General features: G+C 55.6%; 16 protein-coding genes. 4 read left to right on the top strand and 12 right to left on the bottom strand.

Annotated features, from left to right (window positions below; translation table 11 throughout):
* Positions 1-99: 99 nt before the first annotated feature.
* The 12 genes from recD to rppH form a co-directional block, all read right to left on the bottom strand.
* A complete protein-coding gene (gene recD / locus WM46_RS24915) occupies positions 100-1,917 on the bottom strand; it encodes an exodeoxyribonuclease V subunit alpha (protein ID WP_102603660.1) in 1,818 nt (605 codons plus the stop codon).
* Positions 1,914-5,459, bottom strand: a complete 3,546-nt coding sequence (recB, locus tag WM46_RS24910) for an exodeoxyribonuclease V subunit beta (protein ID WP_102603659.1) — start codon at positions 5,457-5,459, stop codon at positions 1,914-1,916. The genes recD and recB overlap by 4 nt, the downstream gene beginning before the upstream one ends.
* Positions 5,452-8,340: a pitrilysin gene (ptrA, locus tag WM46_RS24905; protein ID WP_102603658.1), complete on the bottom strand. Its 2,889-nt coding sequence runs from the start codon at positions 8,338-8,340 to the stop codon at positions 5,452-5,454. The genes recB and ptrA overlap by 8 nt, the downstream gene beginning before the upstream one ends.
* Positions 8,341-8,453: 113 nt before the next feature.
* Positions 8,454-11,822, bottom strand: a complete 3,369-nt coding sequence (recC, locus tag WM46_RS24900; RefSeq protein WP_102603657.1) for an exodeoxyribonuclease V subunit gamma — start codon at positions 11,820-11,822, stop codon at positions 8,454-8,456.
* Positions 11,823-11,837: 15 nt separating this feature from the next.
* The gene (locus WM46_RS24895; protein WP_102603656.1) at positions 11,838-12,158 is read right to left on the bottom strand and encodes a prepilin-type N-terminal cleavage/methylation domain-containing protein; all 321 of its coding nucleotides are present in this window, start codon (positions 12,156-12,158) and stop codon (positions 11,838-11,840) included.
* On the bottom strand, positions 12,143-12,550 hold the full coding sequence (locus WM46_RS24890; protein WP_061075179.1) for a DUF2509 family protein: 408 nt from the start codon (positions 12,548-12,550) through the stop codon (positions 12,143-12,145). Before WM46_RS24890 ends, WM46_RS24895 begins: the two co-directional genes overlap by 16 nt.
* Complete coding sequence (locus tag WM46_RS24885) at positions 12,547-13,110, bottom strand: prepilin peptidase-dependent protein (RefSeq protein ID WP_102603655.1); 564 nt, start codon at positions 13,108-13,110, stop codon at positions 12,547-12,549. Before WM46_RS24885 ends, WM46_RS24890 begins: the two co-directional genes overlap by 4 nt.
* Positions 13,101-13,571 (bottom strand): prepilin peptidase-dependent protein, encoded by a 471-nt coding sequence (locus tag WM46_RS24880; RefSeq protein WP_102603654.1) that lies wholly within the window; start codon positions 13,569-13,571, stop codon positions 13,101-13,103. The genes WM46_RS24885 and WM46_RS24880 overlap by 10 nt, the downstream gene beginning before the upstream one ends.
* 184 nt (positions 13,572-13,755) lie before the next feature.
* Positions 13,756-14,550 (bottom strand): thymidylate synthase, encoded by a 795-nt coding sequence (thyA, locus tag WM46_RS24875; protein WP_061075182.1) that lies wholly within the window; start codon positions 14,548-14,550, stop codon positions 13,756-13,758.
* A gap of 6 nt (positions 14,551-14,556) precedes the next feature.
* The gene (lgt, locus tag WM46_RS24870) at positions 14,557-15,432 is read right to left on the bottom strand and encodes a prolipoprotein diacylglyceryl transferase (protein ID WP_102603653.1); all 876 of its coding nucleotides are present in this window, start codon (positions 15,430-15,432) and stop codon (positions 14,557-14,559) included.
* A gap of 148 nt (positions 15,433-15,580) precedes the next feature.
* Positions 15,581-17,827, bottom strand: coding sequence for a phosphoenolpyruvate--protein phosphotransferase (gene ptsP / locus WM46_RS24865; RefSeq protein ID WP_061075183.1), 2,247 nt, complete (start codon positions 17,825-17,827; stop codon positions 15,581-15,583).
* 12 nt (positions 17,828-17,839) lie between these two features.
* Positions 17,840-18,370 (bottom strand): RNA pyrophosphohydrolase, encoded by a 531-nt coding sequence (rppH, locus tag WM46_RS24860; protein ID WP_042999471.1) that lies wholly within the window; start codon positions 18,368-18,370, stop codon positions 17,840-17,842.
* Positions 18,371-19,054: 684 nt separating this feature from the next.
* On the opposite strand from rppH, the gene mutH reads away from it, so the two are divergent.
* The 4 genes from mutH (at position 19,055) to WM46_RS24835 (ending at position 22,031) form a co-directional block, all read left to right on the top strand.
* Positions 19,055-19,750 carry a DNA mismatch repair endonuclease MutH gene (mutH, locus tag WM46_RS24850; protein WP_061075185.1) on the top strand — a complete coding sequence of 232 codons (696 nt, stop codon included), beginning with the start codon at positions 19,055-19,057 and terminating at the stop codon, positions 19,748-19,750.
* 63 nt (positions 19,751-19,813) lie between these two features.
* Positions 19,814-20,527 (top strand): TerC family protein, encoded by a 714-nt coding sequence (locus WM46_RS24845; protein WP_061075186.1) that lies wholly within the window; start codon positions 19,814-19,816, stop codon positions 20,525-20,527.
* Between the two features lie 137 nt (positions 20,528-20,664).
* Positions 20,665-20,883, top strand: a complete 219-nt coding sequence (gene ygdR, locus WM46_RS24840) for a lipoprotein YgdR (RefSeq protein ID WP_000758655.1) — start codon at positions 20,665-20,667, stop codon at positions 20,881-20,883.
* Positions 20,884-20,990: 107 nt separating this feature from the next.
* Entirely contained in the window at positions 20,991-22,031 is a 1,041-nt protein-coding gene (locus WM46_RS24835) for an NADP(H)-dependent aldo-keto reductase (protein WP_102603651.1), read from the top strand.
* Positions 22,032-22,040: the final 9 nt, after the last annotated feature.

Below are 22,040 nucleotides of genomic sequence, written 5' to 3'. Positions count from 1 at the left end.
CGGTTATCGGATTGCCGGATAGCAGCGTAAACGGCTTATCCGGCCTACAATCACGCACTTAACGAGGCCGGATAAGCGCAAGCGCCATCCGGCAACCTCTCATTTAAACAACGTTGACAGCCCACTGCGTCGTTCGGTTCGGGTGGCAATCGCACTGCCAAGAATGCGTTCATCGGCATATAACGACAGGCGGCGACGTGCGCGGGTGACGGCGGTATACACCAGTTCCCGTGTCACCACTGGCGTGCGCTGCGTGGGTAACACCAGCGCGGCATGATCGAACTCCGAGCCCTGAGATTTGTGCACCGTCATCGCCCAGGTCGTTTCATGCTCCGGCAGGCGACTGGGCTGCACAGACTTAATACTGCCATCCGGCATCGCAAACCAGACTCTTAATCCTTGCCCACGATCGAGCGCCACGCCGATATCGCCGTTAAACAAGCCCAGCGCGCTGTCGTTACGGGCAATCATCACTGGCCGTCCTTCATACCAACGGGAATGTGGCAGGCGATAAATTTTGCGCTTTTGCTGCATAGCCAGTTCGATGCGTTCATTCAGTCCGCTTACGCCAAACGGCCCTTCGCGCAGCGCGCACAGCAGCTGGAACTCATTGAATGCCTGAATGATTAATGCCGGCTCCGCGCGCGCCTGAAGCCGTTGCAGATAGAGTTCATAACCTGCCAACGCGTTTTCAAGCATGGCGGTGTAATCTTCACTGCTCTCAAGCGTCCGTTTATCGATATCGCTGAAGCCCTGTTGGAAAATGCCGTTTATCGCCGCCTTGTCACCGCGGTTAATCGCCGCAGCCAGTTGTCCGATGCCGGAATCGCTGCCAAAACGGTAGCTCTTTTGCAGCAAACAAAGACTGTCCCGCAGCATGGCGGCTTCTTGACCAGCACCTGCCGGAACGGGCATCCCCGTCAGGCGAGCCAGTTGCTGCGCCCGTTCAGGGGTATAGCCCGCATTCACCCAGGCACAGATATCTCCCAGCACCGCCCCCGCCTCGACCGAGGCAAGCTGATCGCGATCGCCGAGGAAAATAACGCGCCCGTGCGGCGGCAACGCATCGATCAAGCGCGACATCATCGGCAGGTCGATCATTGACGCCTCATCCACCACCAGCACATCCAGATGTAACGGGTTGCCCGCGTGATGGCGTAAGCGCTGACTGCCGGGTTGCGCGCCCAGCAACCGGTGCAGAGTGCTGGCATCATCCGGGATGCGTTTCTTTTGTTCATCCGTCAGCGGCAACTGGCGCAGCGCCTTGCCTAAGGACTCTGTCAAACGCGCCGCAGCTTTACCTGTCGGCGCCGCCAGGCGAATACGGCAACGCTCGCCTTCCGCCATCTGGATCAGCGCTGCCAGCAGTCTCGCCACGGTCGTCGTTTTTCCCGTCCCCGGCCCGCCAGAAATCACCGAAATACGGCGGGTCAGCGCCACCGCCGCGGCGACTTTTTGCCAGTTGATTTCGTTTGTCGTCGGGAACAGCGCTTCCAGCGTTTGCGTCAGCAAGGCTTCATCCACCTCAATGGGCCGATTCACCTCGCTAAAGAAATGAGCAACGGTACGTTCGTTGCGCCACATCCGGTTCAGATACAGGCGATCGCCGTGAAGGACCATCGGCGATGGCCGCTCTCCACGACTGACGGCGTCGGAAGCGAGCAGGCATTCCGCCCAGTCCGCCGGTTCGTCTGTCTCACTCAGACAGGCAGCCAGGAGCGGCGGCAGGTCAGCATCCCTCGTCAGTCGGGTGAGCGGTAAACAGACGTGCCCTTCTCCGGCATCCCGACTGAGTAACGCCGCTGCCAGCGTCACGGCGGGTTCATGTTCGCCGGTCACCGCCAGCGCGAATTGCGCATCCAGGGGGCGCAGTTGCTTCTGCTCGACGGCCTCAAGCAAGCGCTTCTGTAGCGTCATGATGCCTCCTCCAGCGCCACACCGGCAAACATCTCGTCCATCCGGGTAATCAACTCACCCGCCGGGCGAGTGGTGTAAATCCCCTGCTGCGGCTGTGTGCTGTCCACACCGCGCAGGAACAGATAAATCACGCCGCCAAAATGGCGCTCGTAGTCGTAATCTGCGATGCGATGGCGTAAATACCGGTGCAGCGCGAGGGTATAGAGCTGATACTGCAAATCGTAGCGATGCGCCTGCATGGCCACCGCCATCGCCTCTGGGGTGTAAGCGGCGCTGTTTTCACCCAGCCAGTTCGATTTGTAATCCAGCAGGTAATAGCGCCCGTTGTGACGAAATACCAGATCGATAAAGCCCTTCAGCATTCCGCGAACCTGGACGAATTCCAGTGGCGGACAGCCCGCCGAGAGCGGGTCAAACTGGCGGATCAGCGCATCCAGGTTTTCCGCAATAAGCGGTTGGCTAATGGGCAGATAAAACTCCATCTCGACCTGTTTTTCACGCGCAGACAGTTGGCTCAGGCTGACGCCAGACTCATTAAGCGGCGCATGGAGAATCGCCGTCACCCACGCGGTGATGATCGGTTCCCAGTTGGCATCGTAGCCACCAAGCTCCAGCTTTTCCTGCACCCAGGCGGCCTCAACCGGCTGGGTAAAATCGAGATCTTCAAACAGGCTGTGTAAAAATGTCCCCGGCGACGCGCCGCGTGGGAACTGATGCGGCGTCAGTTCCGGCTCCTCAACCACCTCACCGACGCCTGCCGCATCGATGTCCAGTCGCGGCATGAGATCCTGTGCGATGCCGTGACCACGCTGTTGCAGGCCGGAATAACTGGTCACCCGCCAGTTGTCGCCCGGCGTTCGTTGTACCCGTCGGGCATTCAGAGACGCCTCGCTCGCAACGGCGCCAGGCAACGGCTCCATACTGACCGCTTCCGGAATACGACAGACGATGTTCTCATCGCAAACTGCGTCTATTGCCGCGCGTAGCCCGGCGGCATCCATCGGTTCGCCTTTTTGCAGCAAACGCCCCAGCGCGCTCTGATGCACATCGGTATCGCCCTTTTTATCGCCACGACGGCGAACCAGAGGCGCAACGCCCAGACTGCAGTGCCAGACTGAACGCGTCAGCGCCACGTACAGTAAACGCAAATCTTCCGCCAGCCTTTCGGCTTCAGCCAGCGCCACGCTTTCGTCCGCCTCGCTCAGATCCAGGACCGCTTCAAACGAGTTGCGGTCATGATAAAACGCCTGATCCTGAACGCGGAAATGAGTAATAAACGGCAGCCAGACCAGCGGGTACTCCAGCCCTTTTGACTTGTGGATGGTGACGATCTGCACCAGATGGCTGTCGCTTTCCAGACGCATTTGCTGGCTGGAGGCATTGCTGTCAGGTTCAAGAATATGCTGCGAGAGCCAGCGCACCAGCGCATGCTCGCTTTCCAGTTGCGAAGCGGCCTCCTGCAACAGCTCACTGATGTGCAAAATATCGGTCAGGCGACGCTCACCGCCCGCTGTTGCCAGCAGGTTCTCCGCAATCTGTCGCGCTGACATCAACGCGCGCAGCATCGGCATCACGCCGCGTTTTTGCCAGATCTGGCGGTAGCCGACAAACTCATCGACCACCTGATCCCAGGCATTTTCATTGCCGTTGAGCATGTCAATGTCGCGTGCGTTCAACCCCATCATTGAAGTCGCCAGCGCGCTGCGCAGTGTATTTTCTTTTTCCGGCGCCATCACCGCCTGTAGCACCCAGAGCATCTCCTGCGCTTCCAGCGTTTCAAACACGCTGTCGCGATTGGAAAGATAGACGGACGGAATCGCCAGTTGTGTCAGAGCATCGCGCACCAGCGCCGCTTCCTGGCGGCTACGCACCAGCACGCTGATATCCGCCGCGCTCACCGGACGCACATCACGACCGCTGATAAGCATCGCCTCTCCGCACAACCCGGCCTTCAGCCAGTCGCGGATCTGCGCGGCACACACCTGCGCCATATGACTTTGATAATCCCCTATTCCGCAGCTTTCCCCTTCCATCAGCCACATCGTCATTGCGGGCTGAGTTTCACCGTGAAATTCAAAACGCAGCGACTGATTTTTTTCGGCGTATTTCACCGGCTGGAACGGGATCTCGCGGAACATGAAGGCGTCGTCCATCTGGCTAAACAGCCTGTTGACGCTGTTCACCATGCCTGGGGCGGAACGCCAGTTGGTGTCGAGGGTATAGTGCGCGCTGACCTCACTGCGGGCCTTCATATAGGTAAAAATATCCGCGCCGCGAAACGCATAAATCGCCTGCTTCGGGTCGCCAATCAGCAACAGCGCGGTGTCTGGCTGATGCTGCCAGATACGACGGAAAATACGGTATTGCTGCGGATCGGTATCCTGAAACTCATCAATCATCGCTACCGGGAAGCGGGTACGGATCGCCGCCGCCAGCGCATCGCCGCTTTCACTGCGCAGCGCGCTATCCAGTCGGCTGAGCATATCGTCAAACCCCAGCTCACCCCGGCGGCGTTTTTCTTTCGCCACCGTCTCACGGATCTCCGCCAGTGCGCGGGTGATCACCAGATCTCTGAGCGTCAGAGGTTCCGCCAGTAATTCATCAATCGCGACAAACAGCGGATGCTGCGGCACAACACCGCCTTCTTTGGTTCTGTCTTCAAGGAAACGCTGAGAGAATTTCTCCAGTGCTTCTGGCAACTGGTAGCTTTGCGTTCCGGACTGCGCCCAGGCGCGGATCTTCTCGATCCATTTCCCCTGGTTGCCACGGTTAAATTTACGCCGGTCAATGCCTGAGGCTTCCATCAACCCCTCAAGCTCACCCTCCGCGTCACACCACTGTTGCTTAAGCGCATTGATTCGCTGCACGATCTGTTGATGACGGGACGCCAGCGTTTCGTCATCCGGCGGTGGTGCTTTGATAACCGGCGCTTCCCCTTGCAGGTAACGGTTAATATCCACCAGCAGCGCCTGCGGCCCTTTCCACGTTTCAAACACTACCTGAGCAATTTCACGTGGCAAGGGGTAACAGTGTCGACGCCAGAAATCCGCACAGGCCTGGTAGCGCAGCAATGATTCATCCTCGATCAACTGTTGCTCAAACAACATGCCGGATTCGAAGGCATTCAGACTCAGCATGCGCTGGCAAAAACCGTGGATGGTGAACACTGCCGCTTCATCCATCTGCCTTTCGGCGAGCAGCAGCCACTGAGCCGCCTGCTTTTTATCGTCGATCTCGTCCAGCAGACGAGCATAAAGGGGATTGTCAGTCGATTCGCGCAGGCAGGCGATACGCAGCTCATGAATATTACTACGGATACGCCCGCGCAACTCTTCGGTGGCGGCCTCAGTAAAGGTCACCACCAGCAGTTCTTCAACGGTCAGGGGGCGGGGAAAGGCGGAGGAACCGCCGAGCCCGAGGAGCAGGCGCAGATAGAGCGCCGCGATGGTAAAGGTTTTGCCGGTGCCCGCAGAGGCTTCAATCAGGCGCTCGCCCGTGAGGGGCAAGCGCAGGGGATCAAGGGACTCGGCGACATCATTCATTCTGTTCTCTCACCAGGGGCAAAGTTTGCTGCAACGCGCTGACGTTGTCCCACACTTTCCAGCCTTCCGGGTGCACATAGTGTGGCTTCCCGTTTTGACCGCCGGAAATCTGCGACAGTACCGCCATGCCTTGCGGCTCGACCACCGCCTGATGGAAGAAATCAGCAAGTTTTTGCGGCGTCAGCTGTTTTATCTGAGCCACAATTTTATCACGTGAATCGAAGCGCATATTGCCGCGATCGAAATCTTTGCTTAATTTCGATGCTTCTTCGCCCAGCGTTTGCGGTGCCTGCAACATCTGCGCGACGATAGCCTGCTTAATCTGGGCGAACTCTTCCGGTTTCATTGCCCGCAGTTTTGCTTCCGCCGTGGGGAAAAACGCCTTGTAGCGATCCCAGAGATACGGCGGCTGTTTATCGCTGCTTTGCAGCAGGAAGCCCATTCCCCACTGGCGTCCGACGCTCATCGGGAAGGCAAACACCGCATACCCTAACTGCTCTTCCGTTCGCAGTTGATTGTAGAACCATGGCTGGACAATCTGGCCCAACATGGCGCTGTAGGCCGCGCTGGCATACTCGTCATAACCGACAGGGACAAAGACTGCCGCCAGCGCGGAGTCAGTACTGCTGCCCGCTTTTTCAAAAATGACCGACTGCTTCTTATCCACCAGCACATCTTTGTTGCGACACCATTCGGAACCGTTCGCCCCCAGCTGTTTCCGGATATCCCGCGCCATCGTCGTGACCTGTGCTTCGCTCATGTTGCCAACCGCCAGAAACTCCGGACGAGCGCCCGTTTTCAACGCGTCACGGTAGGCCATCACCTCTTTCAGGGTGATTGACGGCAGCAGCGCACGCCGCTCATCGCGGGAGAAATAGGGCACCTGAGAGATCATCTGCACCGGCATAATCGCCTGCTCGTAGGCTTTCCCCTTTTCGGCGGAATCCATCATCTGGCTATACCAGGATTTCGCCTGCTCAAGCTGCTCTTCGGTGGCGGTGTAGCTGAAATAACCTTCCAGCAACGCCTGGAAAAGTTGCGGCAGACGCTGCGTATAGCCGTCAGCATTGAGCATTAAGCCATTGTTGGCGTTGGTTGAGAAACCGATACCGCCCACCGCCGCCTGGTTACTTAACTGATCGAGCGCAATTCCCGCCAGATAGTCGTTCAGCGCAAACATGACCTGGTTTCTGGCGCTGTCCATCGCCTGCGGATTACGCAGAATGACGCTCACGTCCGCTTTGGGTTCGCTGGCGAAATGCTGGCTCGGAGCGTATACCACGCGCAGATCAGGCTCATCGACAATCAGCGCCGGACGGTCGTATTTCTTTTCCGGCGTGATCAGCGTGAAATCGTCAGGAATGTAGGGGTTCAGTTCCGGCAGCGACAGGGTTATCTCCTGCGCTTTTTTCTGCCAGTCGCTGAACGTCTGTTCGCTGATTTTATTGACCTGATAAGGCGCATCAACAAAGTAAGCGGTCTTGTTGTGCGGTTCTTTTGGGCTGATGTACCAGATTCGCGCATTTTGCGGCGTCATCATCTCCAGACGCGCCTGAATGGCTTTCGCATCGTATTGATCGGCAATGTTCACTGCGTCCAGAGTATGCTCCACCGGCACGCGGATCATGGTATCCGCCAGCCATTCGACGTAGTCCATATCACGGGTGATCGACGGGTAACGGAAGTCGAGATCAAGCACATGCGACAGCTCGTCAAAGTAGCGTTTATCGACGCCATTTTCGCGTAACAGATTAAGATAGCTGAAAATAGCCGCAACCACCGCTTCGCGGTTCGCCAGCCCTTTGTCGGTCAGGGTAGCGGAAATGGCTAACACACCGCTGTTGCCGTTGACTACCGGATCGGAGTCCGCGCGAATGCCTTCCACCAGTCCTTGCTTTTGCAGCCAGTCAGAAAGCGTACCCGGGCTACGGTTACCAATCAGATAGGTGATCAGCTCGTCGGTTTTACTGCGAAACTGCGCGCTGTTGTTGTCGATTCGGAACTCAACGCGCAGCACTTTACGCGGCAGCGCAGGAACGTAATGGATGATAACGCCCTTCTGCGCATCGGTGACGACCGGAACGGTAATTTCCGGCTTTTCGATATTCTTGTTGGGTACTCGCCCAAAGGTCTCTGCAGCAATCTTTGCCAGTTCCGGCAACGGCTTATTGCTGTAGATAACCGCTTTCATCAGATTGGCGGAGTAGTACTTGTTGTGAAAATCGCGCAATGCCTGTTGCACCGGATTCCCCGGTTTGTCGCTTAAGGTTTCCAGGTTGCCGCCGGAAAAACGTGAACCGGGGTGAGCCGGGTTGATGGTTTCCGCACTCACCTGCGCCATCCGCATCCCGTCACGGGTACGCGCCATCGTCAGTTCAGCGTTTACCGCATTGCGCTCACGCTCGGCATATTTTTTATCCAGCAACGGTTCAGCAATGGCATCGGCCAGGCGGTCAACAGCACCGGTAAGCGCGTCGTTTTCCACTTCCAGATAGAACGCCGTGCGGTACGGCGCGGTGCTGGCATTGTGGCTACCGCCGTGCAGTTTGAGGTATTCCGCAAGGCTATCGGCCTGTGGGTACTTTTTCGATCCCATCAGACACATGTGTTCAAGATAATGTGCCAGTCCCTGATGTGCATCGGGATCTTCCAGCGACCCCACGGGCACCACCAGCGCAGAAAGCGATTTCACCGCCTGCGGGTCGGATACCAGTAATACCACCATGCCATTATCCAGACGGACGGCCTGATACTGGCGGGTATCTTTGTCGCTTTTACGGATGGTTTCCGCAATGGGTTGCCAACCGGTATCTGCCTGACTTAAGGGCGCCCAAAAGGCGACCAACAACAGTAACGCTTTGAACCAGGTGCTGCGGGGCATTCAAGAACCTCATCATTAACTTTCTTTCTGCGCAAAGACACATTGGATGCTTCTCTGAGCAGGGCAACGCATCATAAAGGAAGCATCAAAATTGCGCAATTTTTATACAATCATCACGACTGATTAAATCTGAAAAGCGGAAGCAGGTAACGTTGTGACTGCAAAATAATGGCCTCATAGGTTTCTGAGTCCAGTTGTCTCCACAGGCGCTGATACCAGATATCCTCGCCTTCGCCACGCACGACCATATTGCCTTCGTAAGCCTGCATAAACTTCACGCGGGCTTTTTGTCGCGTATCATCGTCATCTAACATGGCATCATTTGCCGCGTCATAACAGGTTTTTATCCACGCGCCGCCGCTTTCCGGTAACACCAGCAGCGGTGCGGACATCCCTTCGCGATATCCGTCAATCAGTTGCGCCAGATACCCCAATGCCTGCTCTTGCTCCAGCGGTGGGAATCGCCACTCTCCGTCTTTTCGCAAAAACAGCCGGCTTTCACCTTTTCCCCCGCAGGCACAATAGACAAGGTGTTCGAGCCAAAGTTGCACGCCTTGTGAAATGCTGATTAACGAAGGCCGCCAGCGCAACAGACCATCTTCCTGCACCTGCGGCAGCCAGCCGGTCAACTGTACGCCGTTGCAGTGCAGATCAACCTCCAGGCTTTGGCTCGGCTGACGACAAGCCACGATCCTGTCCGCCAGCGTCTGCATTTCCTGATGCTGAGCTTCCCAGAGGATATCGCCATAGGCCCCATACGGCAGATCCCCCGCCGCGCGGAAGCGACGGAACAGACGTTCGGCATCATCCTGTTCAACCAGCACGTTCAGTAACTGCTGGTTGAGCTGATAACGGGTCAGCCCTTCCAGGGTAAACGGTTCGGTGTCCGGGATCTCTTGCTCTTCGGAGCGGAAATTAACCTGCAGACGCTGCTGGAAAAACGCCCGCACCGGATGCGCCCAGAAGCGCTGCAGCGTTTCCAGACTCAGCGTCTCTGGCATATCAAAGGCTAGCGGCTGCACAAAATCGCTATGGGCTTCTCCACGACGGCTTGCCGCTGGTAGCCATTCGCTGGCGTAGCTTTGCTGTTCACCAGGCAGGAAGTTTTGCGCATCGAACGGCATACGGGTATGCAGGCGAGCGATATGTGCTTTCACCCGTTTCTCGCTCTCATCGCTGGTTAACGCCTCGTCACCCGGCAGGTAGTGGCTTTGTCCGATGTAATCGAGCAGTTCCTGCACCAGCACGGAAGGAAAACGTTCGCTGTTATCCTGGATCGAACGCCCGATGTAGCTGATGTAAAGCGACTGCTGGGCAGAAATTAAGGCTTCGAGGAACAGATAACGGTCATCATCACGACGACTGCGATCCCCGCGCATGGGTTTCTGACTCATAAGATCAAAACCAAGCGGCGCAAGCTGGCGCGGATAAACACCGTCGTTCATTCCCAGCAGACAAACCACTTTGAAGGGAATGGAACGCATCGGCATCAGCGTACAGATGTTTACCGGCCCGGCCAAAAAGCGCTGACTAATTCGCTCCTGATCCAACCGCTGCGCCAGCTCATCGCGCAGTAGCGACAGCGGGACCGCGTCACCATACTTAGCCTCCATTCCTTCGGCGATGATCGCTTGCCACTGTTGCTCAATCAGCGTCATGGCCGCCTCGGTTTCAGCATCAGGCAGGAAGAAATCGTTGAGCATCTCACGACACACTGGCAGCCACTCTTCCAGTGGGCGTTCCTGTGCCAGGCCACGACGCCAGAGATTAAGCTGCATCAGTAACGACGCCAGATGCCCTACCAGTTCGGCGATGAGTCCGCTGGACTCATCGTAAGGCAGAACGGACTGCCACTCGCCCTGCGCACTTTCCATGGCATAGCCCAGCAGCATGCGCGTCAGGCCAAACTGCCATGTATGCTGTCCCGTTGCCGGAAGTTCCAGTTCCCGCACGTTGTCGTCATCAATGCCCCAGCGAATGCCCGATTCATTGACCCATAGCCGCAAATAACGCAATCCTTCTTCGCTGATATTGAAGCGCGCCGCCAGCACCGGGACATCCAGCAGCGCCAGCACATCCTCAGAAACAAAACGACTGTCAGGCAGAGACAGCAGGCTGATGAACGCCTGCAACACCGGATGCGACTGACGCGCCCGGCGATCGGAAATCGCATAAGGCAGATAACGCTCCGCAGGGGCGCTGCCAAAAACCGCCTGAATAAACGGGCTATAGCTGTCGATATCGGCCACCATCACGATGATGTCGCGCGGCGTGAGCGTTGGGTCTGCCTCCAGCATTGCCAGCAGACGATCGTGGAGAACTTCGACTTCACGCTGTGGGCTATGACAGACGTGGAAGGTGACGCTGGCGTCGTTTGGATCAAGGCGTCGCTTATTGTCGCTGCGGGAATACTCTTCCAGACTCACGCCCGCCACTGCGCGGTTTTCCAGTTCAAGGATATCGGCCTGGATGTTATGCAGCAGGTTATCCGGCGTAATGTCGACAAACGCATCCAGCTCCTGGCTGTTTTCCAGTTCGGAGAGCAGATAAATGTAGTCGCGTCCCAGTTTTCCCCACGAAGCCAGCATCGGGTTACCGACATCCTGTTCGCCATCGCCGTTAAACAAACTTTCGGCATTCGCATTGTCACGAAACAACGGTAAATGACGGTCTTCAAAACTATGTCGCCGCTGACGTGCCAGCAGTTTTGCCAGATACGCCGGATCTTTGATGTCGCCCCAGTAGTAGCGGCAGGGATTGGTGAAGAGCAGATGAATATCGATATGTTTACCGAGCGCCTGCAGTGCCTGTAGGTATACAGGTGGCAACGCGGAGATCCCGCAGATAAACACACGAGAAGGGAGTTCTGGCGGGCAGCAGTCAGCGTTTTCGAGGGTCTGGATAAACCGTTGATAGAGATTGGCACGATGCCAGCGCGGCTGCCCCAGCGCATCAGTATATTCCACCAACGCCTTCCACAGCGGCGCCTGCCAGCATTGCGCCTCTCCCAACCCTTCAACCGTTCGCCCCGCTTCCCACTGGGTTAGCCATTCCGGTCGGTACACCAGATACTGATCGAAAAGATCCGCCGCGCGCGACGACAACTGAAACAACTTACGTTTATCAGTATCGTCCGTCAGATAGTGGCGTAGCAGCGCGAAGTCGTCATGATCCAGCAGTTGCGGGAGTAGCGTCATCAACTTCCAGCTCATGCTTTGTTTGTTGAAGGCACTCTCTTTGGGGATCTCCGGCAGTACGCGGACGAACATATCCCAGATAAAACTGGCCGGAAGTGGGAATTCTATGTTGGCGGCAATACCAAATTTCTGCGAAAGGGTCATCTGTAACCACTGCGCCATCCCGGTACTCTGCACCAGAATCATTTCCGGCTCAAAAGGATCGTCCAACCGCTCGCGCTCGACGATGAACTCCATCAATGCTTCCAGCACATCCAGACGGTTTGAGTGGTAGACCCTTAACATAGAGACTCCTGGCAACTAACGGTTTGGACAGTGCAGGCGTGTCATTTTTCCCTGCCTGCCCTGAGGTGAAGATAGCGTAACGCTGATGCTGACACATCCCGCCTGCGTTGTCTGCATCCGGTTAACCTGCCAGTTAACAGGTGGCGAAAACGAACGCAGTTGCGTCTGCTGCCAGCCCTGCCGCCAGAGCTGCAGGTACTGGCCCCTGATGAAAAAACTGTTCATCAGCGCGCGCTGGTATCCGGAAAGCGCCGTCACCACCATCACCATGAGAACCATTGCCAGTATCACCTCTGGCAAGCTAAACCCGCGCTGGCGGCTCAGGGGAGTTGGCATAGCGCAACCTCCCGTAGCGGACAGAAATCGCTCCAGCCATGAAGAGAAAAGACGACGCTTTCCTCCTGTTGCTCACCTTCTCGCCATATGGAGGTTCCCTGATAGCTGGCAATAAGCAAAGCGCGACTGTTGGCGAGTCTGCGCAGGCAGACGGGGACATTGACTTCCCCGTAGTACCGACACGGTTTATCCGAGCTTATCGACCATGGCTGCATCCTGCCCCACTCCATGGCTGACTGTACGACAGCCTGGCGTTGCAGAGCCTGGCTTTCTATCGTCACCCGCGAAGCAAAACTGCTCTGCTGCTGGTTAACCCCCTGCAACAATAGGCTGCCGAGGACTAACAGCAACAGAACCAGCGCCAGAGAGGAGACGCCCCGTTCGCGGTTCATAAATTAAAACCGGTAACGCTGTAGCGCGCATCGACCACGGTTTGCGGATCCCCCCGGCTTGCGCCGCGCAGATGTATGGTCAACTCGGGCGCAAAGCCCGCGATATCCTGAGGCACAACTTCAAATGCCGTAATTTGTACGACGTCAGGATCGGTCATTTTATCCCATCCTTTTCCACTGCACGTTTTGGCGCCGCGCTGCGTCTCCAGCACGTTGTCATTCAGACGAAACCCGGTTTGTTCAGCCTCCTTTACCGGCTCGCTTTCCCAGACGCCATTCGCGTTGGCATCCCACTGAACAATGACACACTGTCCCGCGTTGGTAATGTTTACCCCATCACCACTACAGCTACCGTGGCAATATCCTGCGCGCTGGAGATGCTTCGCGACGGTGTACACCCGCTGCCACACGTCATCCTCCAGCGCGAGTTTGCGGGTCTGCTGTAAAATATCGCGCTGTAACGCCGGTAAAAAACGGGCGGCGCCCAGCAACAGCACGCTGCTGATCGCCATCGCAATCAGCACCTCAAGCAGAGAAAAACCGCGTTCACTCACCGACACCCCTCGGTATCGTCGCGCTCGCACAAGCGAATGCGTCCCCACGGCGAAACCACCACTCGCCATTCGCCTGTCGCATTTTTCAGGCGGATATTCCCCGGCCACGCGGTGTTGCGCTGACCATAAAACGCCAGTGAAGCTGTAATCCCGACGAGGTCGACATCGCGCCAGAGCGGCACAAAAACGAGCGCAGAGCGCGGCGTACAGGTATTTCGTAAGGCTGTCGAACTGACAAGACACCATGACGCGTCCTCCCTGATGGCGGTAATGATGTGATCGCGGTTATGCCAGTTGGCATCCTCTCGTAGCTGCAGCAAGAAATCGCGCAGCTGACAGGCGGTCTGCCAGAGGTGTTGCTGTTGCTGCCACTGCTGCCAGCCGTAGAGTCCTGTTGCACTCAGGCTGATAATAATAAGCATCGCGACCAGCGTTTCGATGAGCGTATAGCCCTGCTGTGTATTCATGGCGGCAGTATGACGCGTCGGGAGGTTAACACGAGGCGAGAATTCAGCTTTTTCGGCGCGTTACGAAAGAAATTTATCCTGTTGCAGCAGGTTGCATCATTTCAGGAACCCGTACCGAAAAACCAAAATTAGGGTAAAAAAAACCGACGCGCAAAGGCGTCGGCTATGACAGGATAAACCCCGTTTAGATAGCAACCGGCGCTTTTATCCCCGGGTGCGGGTCGTAACCCTCGATTTCAAAATCTTCGAAGCGGTAGTCGAAGAGGGAATCAGGTTTACGTTTAATCACCAGTTTCGGCAGCGCGCGCGGTTCGCGAGTCAGTTGCAGATGCGTCTGCTCCATGTGGTTGCTGTACAGATGCGTATCACCACCGGTCCAGACGAAATCGCCGACCTCCAGATCGCACTGCTGCGCCATCATATGCACCAGCAACGCATAGCTGGCGATGTTAAACGGCAGGCCGAGGAACACGTCGCAGGAGCGCTGATACAGCTGGCAGGAGAGTTTGCCGTCCGCAACATAGAACTGGAAGAACGCATGGCACGGCGCCAGCGCCATTTTGTCCAGTTCGCCGACGTTCCACGCCGAAACGATAATACGGCGCGAATCGGGATCATTTTTCAACTGGTTCAGCACCGTCGTGATCTGGTCAATGTGGCGACCGTCCGGCGTTGGCCAGGCGCGCCATTGTTTGCCATACACCGGGCCAAGGTTGCCGTTTTCATCTGCCCATTCGTCCCAGATAGTGACGTTATTTTCGTGCAGATAGGCCACGTTGGTGTCACCTTGCAGGAACCACAGCAGCTCGTGGATGATGGAGCGCAAGTGGCAACGTTTTGTCGTCACCAGCGGGAATCCTTCCTGCAGGTTAAAACGCATCTGATGACCAAAAATGGAAAGCGTTCCGGTTCCGGTACGGTCGTTTTTCTGTGTGCCTTCATCCAGCACTTTTTGCATCAGTTCTAAATACTGTTTCATGGTTCCTCAGGAAACGTGTTGCTGTGGGCGACGGCGATAGGCCCAAACCATCATGATCACACCAGCGACAATCATCGGAATCGAGAGGATCTGTCCCATGCTGATGTACTGTACCCATTCACCGGTGAACTGCTGATCCGGCTGACGGAAGAATTCAACAATGATACGAAACGCGCCGTAACCAATCAAAAACAGCCCGGAGACTGACCCCATCGGACGCGGTTTACGAATAAACAGGTTAAGAATGATAAACAGCACTACGCCTTCCAGCGCCATCTCATAGAGCTGAGACGCGTGGCGCGGTAGGGAGCCGTAGGTATCAAAAATAGATTGCCATTGCGGGTTGGTTTGCAGCAGCAGAATATCTTCAGTGCGCGACCCTGGAAACAGCATGGAGTAAGAGAAATTCGGGTCGACACGCCCCCACAGTTCACCGTTGATAAAGTTGCCCAGACGCCCGGCCCCCAGGCCAAACGGGATCAGCGGCGCAATAAAATCAGAGACCTGGAAGAAACTGCGCTTCGTGCGTTTGGCGAAAATGATCATCACCAGAATCACACCAATCAAACCACCGTGGAAGGACATGCCCCCATCCCAGACGCGGAACAGGTACAGCGGATTATCCAGGAACAGCGGGAAGTTATAGAACAGCACGTAGCCAATACGCCCCCCGAGGAAGACCCCGAGGAAACCTGCATAGAGTAAGTTTTCGACTTCATTTTTGGTCCAGCCGCTGCCCGGACGGTTGGCTCGGCGCGTCGCCAGCCACATCGCGAAAATGAAGCCAACCAGATACATTAAGCCGTACCAGTGAAGTGCAACGGGTCCAATTGAGAAAATGACCGGATCGAATTCCGGAAAATGCAGATAGCTACTGGTCATCTGTCACCACAAGTTCTTGTTATTTCGCTGAAAAAACTCAGCGAGCGATATGCGCACCCACTGCTTACAGGCGCTCCAAAGGAGCGAATGATAGCATACGAGGTTCTGTGAGGCTGTCGGGAAGATGTAAAAGATCTGTATAGCGCTTTTACAACCCCCCGCGAATCAGGCCGCCCATGCCGCGACGCTCCATAAACGCCGCCACCTGATGGCGCACTTCCGTTGCCAGTTGCGCCTCAAGGCTGCGTTGGGCAAGGATTTTTGCCTCTTCGTAATCAATGCGGCGCAGCAGGTATTTTACGCGCGCCACGGAACGACCGTTCATTGAAAGATGGCGGAAACCCAGTCCAATCAGGATGGTGACACACATCGGATCGCCCGCCATTTCGCCGCACACGCGCAGGTCAATATCACTACGCTCGGCTTCCTGCGCAATCATCGACAACGCACGTAACATCCCCGGATGCAGACTGTCGTAGATGCTGGCAACGCGCGTATTGTTGCGATCCACCGCCAGCACGTACTGGGTCAGATCGTTAGTCCCGACGGAGATAAAGTCGATACGGCTCGCCAGATTCGGCAGCATAAAGACCATCGACGGCACTTCCAGCATGATGCCGATACGCGGTTTCGGGATCGCGTACCCAATCATCTCTTCCACTTCGCGGCCCGCACGTTCAATCAGGCGGCGCGCTTCATCCACCTCATCAATACTGGTTACCATCGGCAGCAGAATACTCAGGTTGCCCGTTGCCGCATTGGCGCGCAGCATCGCCCGCACCTGGACAAGGAAGATCTCCGGCTGATCGAGCGTAATGCGGATCCCCCGCCAGCCCAGGCAGGGATTCTCCTCGCTGATTGGCATGTACGGCAACTGTTTGTCCGCGCCAACGTCCAGCGTTCGCAACGTCACCGGCTTGTCGTTAAACATCTGCAACATGCCCTGATACTGCGCCACCTGCTCCTCTTCAGAAGGGAAACCGCTTTGCAGCATAAAGGGGATTTCGGTGCGATACAGGCCAATGCCGTCAATACGACTGCCTAGCTTTTCTTCATGCTCCGGGCTGAGCCCCGCGTTCAGCATAACTTTGACCCGCTCACCGCTTTTCAGCTGTGCGGGTAAATTGACGTCATCTTCCGCCAGCCGGCTGAGCTCGTTCTCTTCGCTGATAAGCCGCTGATATTCCTGAATCAATACCGGTTCAGGATCGACCAGCAGCTCACCGCGGTAGCCATCCACCACCAGCGTACGCCGGTGCAGCACCGACGGCTGAATATCGGCGCCCATCACGGTGGGAATGCCCAGGGCACGGACCATGATCGCGGCATGGGAGTTGGCCGCCCCGTCGCGAACAACAACGCCCGCCAGCCGGTCCTGCGGCAGTTCCGCTAGCGTCGTGGCGGAGAGTTCGTCAGCCACCAGCACGAAGCGTTCTGGCCATGCATTTGGCCCTTGTATGGAATCATCGAGATGGAACAGCAGGCGTTGGCCCAGCGCACGCAGGTCGCCCGCACGCTCTTTGAGATAGTTGTCGCTCAGCGCGGCAAATTGTTCGGCAAACTTTTCGATGATCGTTTTGACCGCCCACTCCGCCACCGAGCCGTTATCGACCTCGGTAAACAGCTCACGTCGCAGACGGGCATCGGAAAGCAAGTGCGAATAGAGATCGAATATCGCGGCGGTCTCTTTCTGCGCGCCAGCGGCAAACCGCTTGCTGTAACGGCGAAACTCATTTGCCGCCTCTTCCAGCGCGCCGGTGAGGCGCTCACGCTCCAGAGCGGGATCCAGCGTCGAGGCCTGATATACCTGCTCCATCAGTGGTAGCGTCGCATCCTGCCAGCCTTCGGCGATCGCCACACCCGGCGCCGCCGGTAGCGCGCGAATACGCGTCTGGCGATACTGGCCGAACAGGGCGGTAAGCTGAGATTGTGACAGGATCGCCGCCATCTGCGTGGCGAGCGTCACCAGGAAAGATTCTTCGCTTTCATCGTACTGGCGCAGTTCGCGCTGCTGTACAACGAGGACGCCCAGCAGTTGACGACGCTGAATGATTGGCACCCCAAGGAAGGCGCGGAAGCGTTCTTCTTTTACCGAGGGGATGTATTTAAAACTGGGATGTTTTTGCGCATCAGCGAGGTTGATAGGTTCCGCCAGCCTGCCAACCAGGCCGACGATACCTTCATCAAACGCGAGTGCGACAGTACGACCGCGCGGTTTTTTAAGCCCCCGCGTCGCCATGAGGTAATAACAACGCCGGTCATGATCGGCCAGATAAACCGAGCAGACCTCTGTATCCATCGCAAGACAGATGTCAGTAACCAGAATATTCAGCGCTTCATTAAGACGCGGAGCACTGGCCACCTTTTCGACTATTTCGCGCAGGCGGGTGAGCATAATTTGCGTGGCTTAACCTCTTTTACGTCGATAAGCAGGTGTATTTTGCGGCTTCGGCGTCGCTTCCTGAAGCGCCATCACAACACTTGCGAACTCTTTCATCACCCTGCGGTAGACATCGCGTTTAAATGAAACCACTTGCCGGACCGGGTACCAGTAACTTACCCAACGCCAGCCGTCAAACTCAGGAGTGCTACTGGTTTGCATATTGATTTCCGCGTCCCCGCTCATCAACTGCAAAAGAAACCACTTTTGTTTCTGGCCGATACACACCGGCTTTGTATCCCAACGCACCAAACGTTTCGGTAACTTGTAACGCAACCAGTTGCGAGTAGAGGCAAGGATTCGCACATCTTTACGGCTTAACCCTACTTCTTCAAACAGTTCCCGGTACATCGCCTGTTCTGCTGATTCTCCTGGATTTATCCCACCCTGAGGGAACTGCCAGGAGTGCTGACCAAACCGCCGGGCCCACATCACTTGGCCCTGACGATTACAAATTACGATACCTACATTTGGGCGGTAGCCATCGTCATCAATCACCGGACTACCTCAACATAAACCTTATATGAGAATGATTGTTTCACACTCCTGACAGACGGTAAACCACTGAGTTACGGCGGTGTGCATCTAATAACAATTGAATAACTCACAGTTAAAGACAAAGTTATAAACAGACACTCACCCATTTGGGCGATTTTATTCACCTTTTCTGTGGATAGAGTTGTGAAGAAGTACGGAATTACTCCGGGAAAACCCGGAACAGTCCGAATAACCAGGCGATAGAGTGAAAAAAATATTTTCTTTTATTCATGAGCTTACTGGCTACTTTCAGTGATAATCAGGCAAAAAAGTGATAGCCATCACACTGAGGATCTTCAGGCTGATGAAAGATCGAACAGCGCCGACTTTATCCACAGATTGTGCCAATAAGTTAAACACAAATTGTGTGAAAATTCGATTTTCGTCGCACGTCAAGGCTGTAAATCGAAACAGTAGTCGAGGTTTTTCACAGTTATCCCATCTTTCTGTGGATAACATGGTGTAAGATCCTGTTTAAATTCAGTGACCAGAAATGGAAAACCCATTCTTACGTTGCGCAACACGTGACGTCAGAAACTAAAAACCAATATAAATCATGGCATTGAATATCACATGTGGAAAACGATAAACTTCTTTCTCACGGTATAAAATCCTTGTTCATTTTTTCACCTAAGGTGTGACGCCATGTCCGGACTCCATCCTTTACGCTTTCCACCGGAATCTGAAGCCCTTCTGCTCCAGCAAGCGCAGCAGCTTTCGGGCTATTCGCTGGGCGAACTGGCGGCGATGGCAGGTATTGTTGCACCGAACGATCTCAAGCGGGACAAAGGCTGGATCGGCGTGTTGCTGGAACTCTGGCTGGGGGCCAGCGCCGGAAGTAAGCCTGAACAGGATTTCGCCGCCTTAGGCGTCGAGTTGAAAACCATTCCTGTGGATAGCCTCGGGCGGCCGCTTGAAACTACCTTTGTCTGCGTTGCACCGCTGACCGGAAACAGCGGCGTGACGTGGGAAACCAGTCACGTACGGCACAAACTGAAGCGGGTGCTGTGGATCCCGGTGGAAGGCGAGCGCAGCATTCCTCTCGCACAGCGGCGGGTGGGATCGCCGGTACTGTGGAGCCCTGATGAAGAAGAAGATCGTCAGTTACGGCTCGACTGGGAAGAATTAATGGACATGATTGTGCTCGGTCAGGTTGAACGTATCACCGCCCGCCATGGCGAATTTTTACAACTGCGACCGAAGGCGGCAAACGCCAAAGCGCTCACCGAGGCGATCGGCGCCCAGGGCGAGCCAATACTGACGTTGCCGCGTGGGTTCTACCTGAAAAAGAACTTCACACGTGCCCTGCTGGAACGCCACTTTTTGTTACAACAGCGTTAGACTTTCGCCTGGTGTCCGGGAAGCATATAATTAGCGTTTCTTTTTTTGGCAGGACTTTGTTCAATGTTATTTGCATGGATAACCGATCCTAACGCCTGGCTTGCGCTCGGTACGCTGACGCTGCTGGAGATCGTGCTTGGGATCGATAATATTATTTTCCTCTCTCTGGTGGTGGCAAAACTCCCGACTGCGCAACGTGCGCATGCCCGTCGTCTCGGTCTGGCGGCGGCGATGATTATGCGGCTGGCGCTGCTGGCCTCCATCGCCTGGGTGACCCGGCTGACCAATCCGCTGTTCGAGGTGTTTGGTGAAGCCATTTCCGCCCGTGACCTGATCCTTCTGCTCGGCGGATTGTTCCTGATCTGGAAAGCGAGTAAGGAGATCCACGAATCCATTGAAGGTGAAGAAGAAGGGATGAACATGCGCGTCACCTCCTTTCTGGGGGCCATCGTGCAGATCATGCTGCTCGACATCATCTTCAGTCTGGACTCGGTGATCACGGCGGTGGGCTTGTCCGATCATCTGTTCATCATGATGGCGGCGGTGGTGATTGCCGTTGGCGTAATGATGTTTGCGGCGCGTCCTATTGGCGAGTTTGTCGACAGACACCCATCCGTTAAGATGCTGGCGCTGTCGTTTCTGATTCTGGTGGGCTTCACCCTGATACTGGAAAGCTTCGACGTTCACGTGCCGAAGGGTTACATCTATTTCGCCATGTTCTTCTCGATTGCGGTCGAGAGCCTGAACTTGTTACGAAACAAAAAGAACCCACTGTAATTGCCCTTTTCGCTCCCTGCGGGGAGCGAATATCTCACCTTTTCTCCTCTCAGATTAAGATTTTCCTGCTTTTCCTGCCCACAACTTCAGGTTATTACTAGACTGTTATCAGACGCAGGCCACGTGAGGATAAATGGATGAAAAAATGGGCAGTGATAATTTCCGCAGTAGGACTGGCTTTTGCTGTTTCCGGCTGTAGCAGCGATTATGTCATGGCGACCAAAGATGGTCGGATGATCCTGACCGACGGCAAACCCGAGATTGATGACGATACCGGTCTGGTGAGCTACCACGACCAGCAGGGCAACGCCATGCAAATTAACCGCGACGACGTTTCTCAAATCATTGAACGTTGAAGGTTGAGGTCAGCCGCGCTGCTGGCCTTAACAATTTTTCTTCCCTTTTTCCCTTCCCTCAGCCATTTTTATAATCCTTATGTCGTGATTATAAAAAGGAAACGGCTATGCAATATCACCGTATACCCCACAGCTCGCTTGAAGTCAGTACACTGGGGCTGGGCACAATGACGTTTGGTGAACAAAATAGCGAAGCCGACGCACATGCACAGCTCAACTATGCCGTCGCCAACGGCATTAACCTGATCGACGTGGCCGAAATGTACCCGGTCCCGCCACGCCCGGAAACCCAGGGTCTCACCGAAACTTACGTCGGAAACTGGCTGGCCAAATATGGCAATCGAGAAAAGCTGATTGTCGCCTCTAAAGTTAGCGGCCCGTCGCGCAATAATGACAACAGCATTCGCCCGAATCAGGCACTGGATCGTAAAAACATTCGTGAAGCGCTGCATGACAGCCTGAAACGTCTGCAAACCGATTATCTGGACCTCTACCAGGTTCACTGGCCACAGCGCCCCACCAACTGTTTTGGCAAACTCGGCTACAGCTGGAACGACGCCGCGCCGGTGGTGTCGCTACTGGATACGCTGGATGCGCTGGCTGAGTTCCAGCGGGCGGGCAAAATCCGCTACATCGGCGTGTCGAATGAAACGGCCTTTGGCGTGATGCGCTATCTGCATCTGGCGGATAAGCATGACCTGCCGCGCATTGTCACCATCCAGAACCCTTACAGCCTGGTCAACCGCAGCTTTGAAGTGGGGCTGGCGGAAGTAAGCCAGTACGAAGGCGTTGAACTGCTGGCCTATTCCTGCCTGGGATTTGGCACGCTGACCGGCAAATACCTGAACGGCGCGAAACCTGCCGGTGCGCGCAATACGCTGTTTAGCCGCTTTACCCGCTACAGCGGCGAGCAGACGCAAAAAGCCGTGGCGGCGTATGTCGATATCGCCAGACGGCATAACCTCGATCCGGCGCAGATGGCGCTGGCGTTCGTTCGTCATCAACCGTTTGTTGCCAGCACGCTGCTTGGTGCCACCACCATGGAACAGCTGAAAACCAACGTCGAGAGCTTGCATCTGACGTTAAGCGAAGAGGTGTTGGCTGAGATTGAAGCGGTGCATCAGGTTTACACCTATCCTGCACCGTAACAGAAACGC

Source organism: Citrobacter freundii complex sp. CFNIH2 (genome assembly GCF_002880615.1).
Taxonomy (GTDB): Bacteria; Pseudomonadota; Gammaproteobacteria; order Enterobacterales; family Enterobacteriaceae; genus Citrobacter_A; species Citrobacter_A amalonaticus_F.
Note: the sequence above shows the minus strand (reverse complement) of the source record. Positions and strands in the feature narration are given on the sequence as shown.